The 8,871-nt window shown below is 71.0% G+C and carries 11 protein-coding genes; 5 read left to right on the top strand and 6 right to left on the bottom strand.

Annotated features, from left to right (window positions below):
* The 3 genes from C1J01_RS20540 to C1J01_RS20530 all read left to right on the top strand — a co-directional run.
* On the top strand, positions 1 to 358 hold a 358-nt coding region (locus C1J01_RS20540), incomplete at its 5' end, for a prolipoprotein diacylglyceryl transferase family protein (RefSeq protein WP_146615671.1).
* Positions 355 to 1,890, top strand: coding sequence for a radical SAM protein (locus C1J01_RS20535; RefSeq protein WP_111180605.1), 1,536 nt, complete (start codon positions 355 to 357; stop codon positions 1,888 to 1,890). The genes C1J01_RS20540 and C1J01_RS20535, both read left to right, overlap by 4 nt.
* Positions 1,887 to 2,123 carry a hypothetical protein gene (locus tag C1J01_RS20530; protein ID WP_111180604.1) on the top strand — a complete coding sequence of 79 codons (237 nt, stop codon included), beginning with the start codon at positions 1,887 to 1,889 and terminating at the stop codon, positions 2,121 to 2,123. The genes C1J01_RS20535 and C1J01_RS20530 overlap by 4 nt, the downstream gene beginning before the upstream one ends.
* A 3-nt stretch (positions 2,124 to 2,126) precedes the next feature.
* Here C1J01_RS20530 and C1J01_RS20525 read toward each other — a convergent pair whose 3' ends face one another.
* The 3 genes from C1J01_RS20525 to C1J01_RS20515 are packed head-to-tail and all read right to left on the bottom strand — an operon-like array spanning position 2,127 to position 4,338.
* Positions 2,127 to 2,585, bottom strand: coding sequence for a MaoC family dehydratase (locus C1J01_RS20525; RefSeq protein WP_111180603.1), 459 nt, complete (start codon positions 2,583 to 2,585; stop codon positions 2,127 to 2,129).
* An 11-nt stretch (positions 2,586 to 2,596) separates the two neighbouring features.
* Positions 2,597 to 3,871, bottom strand: coding sequence for a TolB family protein (locus tag C1J01_RS20520; RefSeq protein ID WP_111180602.1), 1,275 nt, complete (start codon positions 3,869 to 3,871; stop codon positions 2,597 to 2,599).
* A complete protein-coding gene (locus C1J01_RS20515) occupies positions 3,868 to 4,338 on the bottom strand; it encodes a SigE family RNA polymerase sigma factor (protein ID WP_235854560.1) in 471 nt (156 codons plus the stop codon). The genes C1J01_RS20520 and C1J01_RS20515 overlap by 4 nt, the downstream gene beginning before the upstream one ends.
* Before the next feature lie 233 nt (positions 4,339 to 4,571).
* On the opposite strand from C1J01_RS20515, the gene C1J01_RS20510 reads away from it, so the two are divergent.
* Positions 4,572 to 5,753: an ATP-binding protein gene (locus tag C1J01_RS20510; RefSeq protein ID WP_111180600.1), complete on the top strand. Its 1,182-nt coding sequence runs from the start codon at positions 4,572 to 4,574 to the stop codon at positions 5,751 to 5,753.
* 103 nt (positions 5,754 to 5,856) lie between these two features.
* Here C1J01_RS20510 and C1J01_RS20505 read toward each other — a convergent pair whose 3' ends face one another.
* Together C1J01_RS20505 and C1J01_RS20500 are read right to left on the bottom strand one after the other, a co-directional pair.
* Positions 5,857 to 6,651: a MauE/DoxX family redox-associated membrane protein gene (locus tag C1J01_RS20505; protein ID WP_111180599.1), complete on the bottom strand. Its 795-nt coding sequence runs from the start codon at positions 6,649 to 6,651 to the stop codon at positions 5,857 to 5,859.
* A 7-nt stretch (positions 6,652 to 6,658) separates the two neighbouring features.
* Entirely contained in the window at positions 6,659 to 7,606 is a 948-nt protein-coding gene (locus tag C1J01_RS20500; RefSeq protein WP_111180598.1) for a hypothetical protein, read from the bottom strand.
* A 217-nt stretch (positions 7,607 to 7,823) separates the two neighbouring features.
* Between C1J01_RS20500 and C1J01_RS20495 the strand changes: the two genes are divergently transcribed.
* The gene (locus C1J01_RS20495) at positions 7,824 to 8,330 is read left to right on the top strand and encodes a SigE family RNA polymerase sigma factor (protein WP_111180597.1); all 507 of its coding nucleotides are present in this window, start codon (positions 7,824 to 7,826) and stop codon (positions 8,328 to 8,330) included.
* Here the strand turns inward: C1J01_RS20495 and C1J01_RS20490 are convergent.
* Entirely contained in the window at positions 8,302 to 8,802 is a 501-nt protein-coding gene (locus tag C1J01_RS20490; protein ID WP_235854559.1) for a MarR family winged helix-turn-helix transcriptional regulator, read from the bottom strand. The genes C1J01_RS20495 and C1J01_RS20490 overlap by 29 nt on opposite strands.
* Between the last annotated feature and the right edge of the window lie 69 nt (positions 8,803 to 8,871).

Raw genomic sequence — 8,871 nt, 5'->3', positions numbered from 1 at the left:
GCCGTGGGGCGTGCACGCCCCGCCCACCACGCCCGAATGCCCCGGCTGCCTGACCGGCCAGGCCATGCACCCGTCGTTCGTCTACGAGATCATCTTCCAGCTCGCCGCGTTCGCCGCGCTCATGTGGGCGCGCCGGCGGCTCACCCAGCCGGGGGAGCTGTTCACGCTGTACGTGGCCGCGTACGCCGGGTTCCGTTTCCTGGTCGAGTTCACGAGGGCCAACGAGACCGTCTGGCTCGACCTCACCCGGCCCCAGTGGTTCCTCGTCCCGGGGATGCTGCTGCTCGCCGTCAGGCTGGGGTACGGCTGGCGGCGCGGCTACTACCAACCCCTCTTCCAGCGAAAGGTCATGACATGAGCGCAGGGATGGGCCTGCGGGGCGACCGCATCCTCCGGTACGTCAACGCGTTCTGCCCCCGGTGTCACGGCGCCGACCTGGAGCAGGTCGAACGGCTGAGCGGCTACCTGGCCGAGCGCGACGGCCGCGTGTGGCTGGAACGCGGCTGCCGCAAACACGGACTTATCCGCACTTTGTACGACGAAGATCCAAAAATCCTCGAATATCTGGAGGAGTGGACCGCCCCCACCAAGCGACATCTCCCCGACCTCGCCGGCAACTTCGATCCCGTCCCCGCCGCCTACCTCCGCGGCCTGCCCGAGATGCAGACCCAGCACACCTGCATCCTCCTCGAGGACATCGCCGAGGCCTGCAACCTGCGCTGCCCCACCTGCTTCGCCGACAGCTCGCCCGACCTCACCGGGATCGTCCCCGTCCCCGACATCCTCGCGAACGTCGACCAGCGCCTCGAACGCGAGAACGGCAAGCTCGACGTCCTCATGCTGAGCGGCGGCGAGCCCACCCTGCACCCCGAGCTCAAGACCCTCCTCGCCGAGCTCTCCGACCGCCCGGTCACCCGCATCCTGATCAACACCAACGGCGTCCTGGTCGCCCGCGACGACGCCCTGCTCGACCTCCTCACGGAGCATCGGGAGCGCGTCGAGGTCTACCTGCAGTACGACGGCGGCGCGGACGCCTCCCGCCACCACCGGGGCGGCGACCTGACCCGCCTGAAGGCCGACGCCCTGCGCCGCCTGTCCGAGCGCGAGATCTTCACCACGCTCGTCATGACCGCCGCCCTGGGCGTCAACGACGCCGAGATCGGCGACGTCGTACGCCTCGCGCTCGACACCCCGTACGTCGGGGGCGTGTCGCTGCAGCCGCAGTTCGGCTCGGGCAGGTCGGGGACGATCGACCCGATGGACCGCCTCACCCACACCGGCGTGCTCAAGCGCCTCGGCCCGCAGACCGGCGGCCTGGTGACCTGGCGCGACCTGACCGCGCTGCCCTGCTCCCACCCGCACTGCTGCTCGGTCGGCTACCTCATCCGCGACGACGGGGGCCGCTGGCGCTCGCTCACCGAGCTGATCGGCCACGACCGCCTCAAGGAGCACCTGGGCCTGGTCTCCAACCGCATCGCCGACAGCGAGATCCCGCGCGAGCTGCGCCTGGCCGTCCAGGAGTCGCTGCTCGAACTGCTGTCGGAGCAGTCGTCGTTGTCGCATCCGCAGATCGGCGACCTGTGGCGGACGATCTGCGAGAACTGCGACCTCGGCGTCTCCACCCTGCTCACCCTCGCCTCCTCGGCCCTGCCGGGCCGCAGGAAGAAGCTGCGGCGGATGCTGGGCGAGCGGGTGGTGCGCCTGACGGTCAAGCCGTTCATGGATGTCTCCACGATGATCGAGGAACGTCTCACGCAGTGCTGCGTGCACGTCGGCACGCGGGCGGAGCAGGACCAGTGCGCGCCGTTCTGCGCCGTACAGGCCTGGCCGCAGTTGTCGCGCCAGCGGCTGTCGGCGGTGGCCGCGGAGCCGGGGAGGGTGATCGCGTGAAGCAGGAGCCGTACGATCCGCTGCGGTTGTGCGTGTACGCGACGGTGGCGCTGCTCGCCTGGCTGCTCGGGCCGTGGGCGGTGCTCGGGTTCGCGGCGCTGGGGTTCGCCGGGTACTGGAAGGCGCGGCGAGCCGGGCTGACCCGGAGCAAGTGCTTCCTCCGTGACACCCGGCTCGTGCTGGCCTACCTCGGGCTCCTCGGCCTGGCCGCGCTCGCCGCGATCATCCTGTGACGGTCACTCGGCCGGGACGTACAGGATGAGGGTCTCGGCGACGCAGGCGGCGCGCCTCTCGCCCTCGATCTCGACGGTCATCTTCACGTTCGCCAGGTAGCCGGCGGGGGTGCCCTTGACGTCGGTGAGCTCGCCCACGGCCCTGACGCGCGCGCCGACGGGCACCGGCCTCGGGAAGCGGACCTTGTTCAGGCCGAAGTTGACGCCCATCGCGATGCCCTCGACCTGCACCAGCGAGAACATGAACGTCGGCAGCAGCGACAGCGTCAGGTAGCCGTGGGCGACGGTGCCGCCGAACGGGCCCTCCTTGGCGCGCTCCACGTCGACGTGGATCCACTGGTGGTCGTCGGTGGCGTCGGCGAACAGGTTGACCTGCTCCTGGGTGACGGTGCGCCACTCGGTCGGGCCGAACGTCTCGCCGACGGCCGTCTTGAGCTCGTGAACATTCGCGAAGGTCCGCATGGCCCGAAACGCTATTGCGCGGGTGGGACGGCTGCCAAGTTCAGGACGCCGAGCGTGCCGCGTTCGTTCTCCCAGTAGAGGATCGAGCCGGGCCCGGGGGCGCCGCCGTCGGCGAACCAGGCGCCGTCGTCCGCGTCGATCACGGCGACCTTTCCTGTCGCGATGTCGTAGACGCCGTCGCGGACGTACACGAACCGGTCGCGCGCCGGGGCCTGAGCCGACGAGCCGAGGGCGTCGAGACGGGTCACGGCCGTGCCGTCGAAGCGCTGGAGGAAGCCGCCCTTGTCGTCGTGTCCCGTGCACCAGGTGCGGCCGCACCGCAGCCCCTTCGCGCCCGGCGGCACGGCCACCGCCGCCTTCGTGCCGCGCGTCAGGTCGGCGATCAGCGTCTGGTTGCGGACGCTCGGGCCGGGGTCGGCGGCCACGTCGCCGGCCACCGGCCAGTCGACCAGGTGCAGGCCGTCGCCGCCGGGCAGCCTCCGCGGAGTGCCGCCCGCGAGGGGCATGCGCCACACGCCGCCTCGGGAGCGTTCGGACCACACGACGTGGTCGCCGTCGAGCTGCATCATGTCGATGTCGCTCCCGAGGCCGCTGACCGTGGCGAGCAGTTTCGCCTTGCCGGTCAGCGGGGCCGTCCAGATCTGGCGGAGGCTCGTGCCGTCCTTCTCGCCGTAGGAGGTCCAGACGAGGTTCTCGCCGTCGGCGGCGGCGACCTGGACGAGCGCCCCGGTCATCCCGTCGGTACGAGGTGTCGTGACCGCGCGGATCTCGCCCGTGACCGAGTCGTACACCTCCAGCCGGCCGGTCTTCTCGCCCGGCCCGGACGCGAAGAGCAGCACCTCCGCGGCGCCGATCCCCATGATGGGACGGCGCCGCCATCCGTCGGCGTCCCGCGCCGGCATCGTGAAGTACGCCCCCGGCCAGAGCATCTCCGCCGGCACGACCTTGGACCTGCCCGGAGGAGCGGACCCGGTGGGCCGTGCGGTGATCGTGAGGGTGACCGTGGGCCGCGGCTCCGCGGTCGGCGGCGGGGCCAGGGTCCTGGTCACGGTGGGCCGTGGCGCGGAGCTGGTCGGGGCCACCGCGTCGACCCCGCCCGGGTCCCACACGACGCCCCTCACCCCCGCGGCCACCACGACCACCGCCGCTGCGGCGGCCAGCGCGCTCACCCGGCGCCGCGTCCTGCGCCGCCTGCGCCGGGCGACCCCGGCGAGCAGCTCGTCCGCGCCGGGAGCACGGCCGGCCGCCGACCGCAGCGCCTCGACCAGTTCGTCCTCTGTCCTCATGCCCGTCCCCTTTCGAGCACCGTGGGCTTGACGCGCAACGCGTTGAGCGCGTGGAATGCCTGGCTGCGTACGGTCCCGCGGGAGATGCCGAGGATGTCGGCGATCTCCTGGTCGGGCAGGTCCTCGTAGTAGCGCAGCACGATCACCGCGCGCTGCCTGCGCGGCAGCGTGGCGAGCTCCTTCCACAGCTCGCCGAACGCGGGGTCGTCGGTGTAGGAGCCCTCCGGCGGGTCGTCCGTCAGCTGCTCCCTGCGCCGCCTGCGCCACCAGCTGACGTGCTGCCTGGCCATGGTCGTGCGGACGTACGACTCCGGGTTGTCCTTGTTGCGGACCCGTGGCCAGGAGTCGCTCAGCTTGAGCAGCGCCTCCTGCACCAGGTCGGCCGCGTCGTCGGCGTTGCCGGTGAGCACGTAGCCGTACCGGAGCAGCGCCGGGCCGCGCGCCCGCACGAAATCCTCGAACTCCACATCACCGAGACGCTCGGGGGAGCCGGGCTGTTGCAAAGATCTTTACCCGAAAGCATCGCATGGGTGTTCGAGTCCGCGCTACAGTCGTAGGCATCGACTCGAACAAGGGTTCGGCCTGGTGGAGAGGGGTGTGTTCGATGACGGTGCTCGCGGTCGCCCCTGCCCGGACACGCCGTAGCGCTTTCTTCCCAAATCTAAGACGGCCGCTATATCCGGCAATAGAGTCCCAGAGCGTGGACCCTGTGCGCAATCCTTACGCCCCCGGCGCCGGGCAGCGTCCGCCGGAGCTCGCCGGGCGCGATCGTGAGCTGCAGCAGTTCGAGGTCGTGCTGGAGCGGGTGGCCCGGGGTCGCCCCGAGCGCAGCATGGTCGTGACCGGGCTGCGCGGCGTCGGCAAGACCGTCCTGCTCAACACGTTCAAGTCCATGGCCATGCAGCGGCTGTGGGGCACGGGCAAGATCGAGGCCCGGCCCGACCAGTCGATCAGGCGTCCGGTGGCCGCGGCGCTCCACATGGCCATCCGCGAGCTCGCCCCCCGCCACCGCGCGCCCGAGCGCATCGAGGAGTTCCTCGGGGTGCTCAAGGCGTTCGCCATGCGCGATCCGGCGGCGGCCAAGGGCACCTCCCACTGGTCGCCCGGCATCGAGGTGCCCGCCAGCCGCGGGCGCGCCGACTCCGGCGACCTGGAGATCGACCTCACCGAGTTGTTCGTCGACGCCGCCGGCGTCGCCACCGACCTGGCCGTCGGCATCGCCCTGTTCATCGACGAGATGCAGGACGTCCCGCCCGCCGACGTCTCCGCGCTCTGCGCAGCCTGCCACGAGCTCTCGCAGACCGGCGGGCCGCTGATCGTGGTGGGCGCCGGGCTGCCGCACCTGCCGAGCGTGCTGTCGGCCAGCAAGAGCTATTCCGAACGGCTCTTCCGCTACGCGCGCATCGACAAGCTCGACCGGGAGGCGGCCGACCTCGCGCTGATCCTCCCGGCGCGCGAGGAGGACGTCGAGTTCACCCAGGAGGCGCTCGACGCCCTCTACGAGGCGGCCGACGGCTACCCCTACTTCGTGCAGGCGTACGGCAAGGTCGCCTGGGACCTCGCGCCGCGCAGCCCGATCACCATCGAAGACGTCAAGGTCTCCGCGCCGGAGGCCGAGCAGGAGCTCGCCGTCGGGTTCTTCGGCAGCCGCTACGAGCGGGCCACCCCGGCCGAGCGCGACTACATGCACGCCATGGCCCAGATCGGCGACGAGCCGGTCCCGACCTCCGAGGTGGCCGACGCCCTCGGGCGCAAGCCGTCCAGCCTCTCACCCGCCCGCGACAGCCTCATCAAGAAAGGGCTCATCTACAGCGCCGAGCGCGGCCTGATCGCGTTCACGGTGCCGCACTTCGGCAAGTTCCTGCGCGCTCAGCCCGTCTGAGCGACGCCCCTAGACCTCTATTGGGCTGTCTAGTGGGGAAGCTAGACAGCCCAATAGAGCTGTATCGCGCTGCCTGTCGATCGAAATATCGGCCTGTCTAGCGTCAGGCCGATACGGGCGTATATTCCGGCAGAGATTCGCTGTCCGCCCCGCCGACCACCGCGACCCGCACCGCCGGGCGCCGCCCGCTCAGGTAGACGGCGAAGACCACATCGTCGTCGTCGCGGTTGCGGAAGGCGAAGAACCGCCAGCACAGCTCGCGCCAGCTGTCGTACGGCTCGGGGGTGGCCAGCTCGGCCTGGTAGGCCCGCCAGGTGCCGCTCGAGCGCAGCCGGGACAGCGTCACCGACTCGGCCGGCCCCGGCCGCTGCTCGCACGGCGCGCGGTAACGCAGCCGGTCGGCCAACTCCTCGATCTCGGGCGACAGCAGGGCGAGCAGCGCCACCCCGGCGGCCACGTACATCCACGACGGCCGCGTGATCGCCGCCCAGCCGGTCGCCGGCGCCCACACCGTCATCAGCGCCATCCCGGTCAGCAGGACCGTCCTGCCGATCGAGCGCACGCCGACCGGCGCCGAGCTCACCTCGCCGAAGCAGCCGCAGCCCGCGTCGGGCCGCCGCCTGCGCAGCTCCAGCAGCACGTACGTGGACATCGCGAAGAACGCGACCGTCCCCCACCGGAAGAGCGGATGCGTGGTCACCAGGAGCCCGGCCGCCAGCACCAGCTCGCCGACCGCGCACGCCAGCAGCGCCGGGACCTGCATGCGCCCCGGCACCAGCACGGCCGGCCCGAGGCGTGACAGCGCGCCGGGCTCGCGCCCGGACACGACGGTGGACACCTTGGCGATCGTGCCGAGGACGAGCAGCACGATCAGAAGCGGGAGCTGCGAGGCCAGCACGCGCGTGTCACCCCAATCCGATCTGAGCGTTGAAGCATCCCTTGACCAGGTCGCCGCCGAGCTCCACGAAGGAGGACGGCGACAGCTCCGCGATCCGGCCCCGCGGAGAGGTGTCGCATTCGACGCAGCGGTCGCAGAACCGCCCCGCCAGACATCCGCACGCCACCACGGGAACGTTGGCGGCGCGGTCGGAGCAGACGTTCTTCACCTGAAGGAGCGACCCGACCGCGAGGTACGGCAGGCCCGCGCACGACACGCCCGCCTGGGCGCAGCCGGTGTCAGAACGTTCCAGCATGGGGTAGGCCGCGCCCCGTTCCTCCTCGTCGAACGTGTCCGACCAGGTGACGGTGCCCGCGATGCGCGACTGCATCCCCGCGTACGCCGGCGGCGGGGGCGGCACCGAACGCGCCAGGTAGGCAGGCTGCGAGGTCGCGGGCAGCAGGGCGAGGCCCGTGCCGTCACGCCGGACGCCGATCGCGTCGAGCAGGTAACCGGGCTCGAACTTGGGATGGCGCACCTGGAGCCGTCCCGACGCCCGGTAGGGGATGACGATCGTGCGGTGGCCCCGGTGCGGGCCGCAGTCGAGCTCGACCGTCAGATCCTTGCGGCCCTCGATGGACAGGATCGTGCCGGTCAGGCGCGTGATGTCGGCCCAGACGCGGTCGACGACCCGGCCGTCGCGCAGCGTCCGCATGATCACCATGGCGCCGACGGGCAGGTCGGCCGGGGCGGTGTCGGCACCGTGCCAGGCCTTGGCCCACGGCGCGATCACCAGACGTTCCTGGGCGCCGTCGGAGGTCTCGATGGTCATCAGGTGCGGGCTGACGTCGAGGATCTCGCCGACGACCGAGCGCAGGGGCTCGCCGCTGCCCGGATCGGGGCCCTCGACGCCGCTCTCGCGGCCGAGTGCGGCTGCCGCGAGCACCCGGCGGCGCTCAACGCTCGGATACCCCATCCGCCCCTCCCTCGTCGGATACTAGATTCACACGACTTGGGGGCGGGCCACACCTTAGCGGCCCAGACGAGAGCAAAATACGCATCCCGGGGGAAGGGACTTCACTCCCGGCGGCGTACAAACCGCCACCGACCTTGACGGACCTTTGTCGTGGGCGGGCCGAAACCTGAATTGTGGTACGGCGCCAAACGGGCATCAAGCTGCGATTCTGGCCACGATGCAGACCACCGGCCGGGAAGACGAGTTCCGCGAGTACGTGTTGACGCGCGGTCCCGCCCTGCTGCGTGCGGCACACCAGCTCACCGGTCACCCGCTGGACGCCGAGGATCTGCTGCAGAGCGCGCTGACCAAGACGTACCTGGCCTGGGACCGCATCGAGGACCGCAACGCCCTGGACGGCTACGTGCGGCGGGCCATGGTCAACATCAACATCTCGCAGTGGCGGCGGCGCAAGCTGGAGGAGTACCCGTCGGACGAGCTGCCCGAGGTGGCCGCAGGCCACGAGGCGGCGAGCGCCGAGGTGACGTCCGAGGTGCAGGAGGCGCTGGAACGGGCGCTGCAGGAGCTGCCCGAGCGCATGCGGGCCGCGATCGTCCTGCGCTACTACGAGGACATGACGGAGCCCGAGATCGCCAGGACGCTGGGGATCAGCGTCGGCACGGTGAAGAGCACCGTCTCGCGGGCGATGGCCAAGCTCAGGAGCGCGCTGGGTCTGCCGCGCTAGCCTCCTCGCCGGTCGCGCCCGCGGTGGCGCAGGGGCGGACGACTGCGCGGATCTTGCGCAGGCTGGCCAGGAATCCCTCCAGCTCGGGCCCCTCCAGCAGGCTGGTGAAGCAGTCGTCGATGTCCTGCAGATGTTGGGGCAGGACGGTTTCCAGCCGTTCCAGCCCGGTGGGGGTGAGGGTCGCGTACGAGGCCCTGCGGTCGGTCGAGCAGGCCTCGCGCACGACGAGGTTGTCGCGCTCCAGCCGGTCGACGACCCGGGTCACCCCGCTCGTGGACAGGCCGGTCTGCGCGGCCAGGTCGCTCATGCGCAGCTGGTGACCGGGGGAACGGGCCAGGCGGAGGAGACATTCGAAGTCGATCTCCGACAGGCCGGCGTCGTTGAGGACGGGCTGGAACCTGTCCATCAAACCTGCATGCACCTCGGTCAGCAGTCCGACGGCGGTGAGCCGGGGGTCGTCCAAGTTCAGCACGTTCACAGCCTACCCGACGTTGGTTGACGGGGGGAATATTCCTCGTGTAGACAGTTGTTGCCGCAGACA

Origin of the sequence: Nonomuraea aridisoli (assembly GCF_003236395.1) — a bacterium.
GTDB classification, from domain to species: Bacteria; Actinomycetota; Actinomycetes; order Streptosporangiales; family Streptosporangiaceae; genus Nonomuraea; species Nonomuraea aridisoli.
Note: the sequence above shows the minus strand (reverse complement) of the source record. Positions and strands in the feature narration are given on the sequence as shown.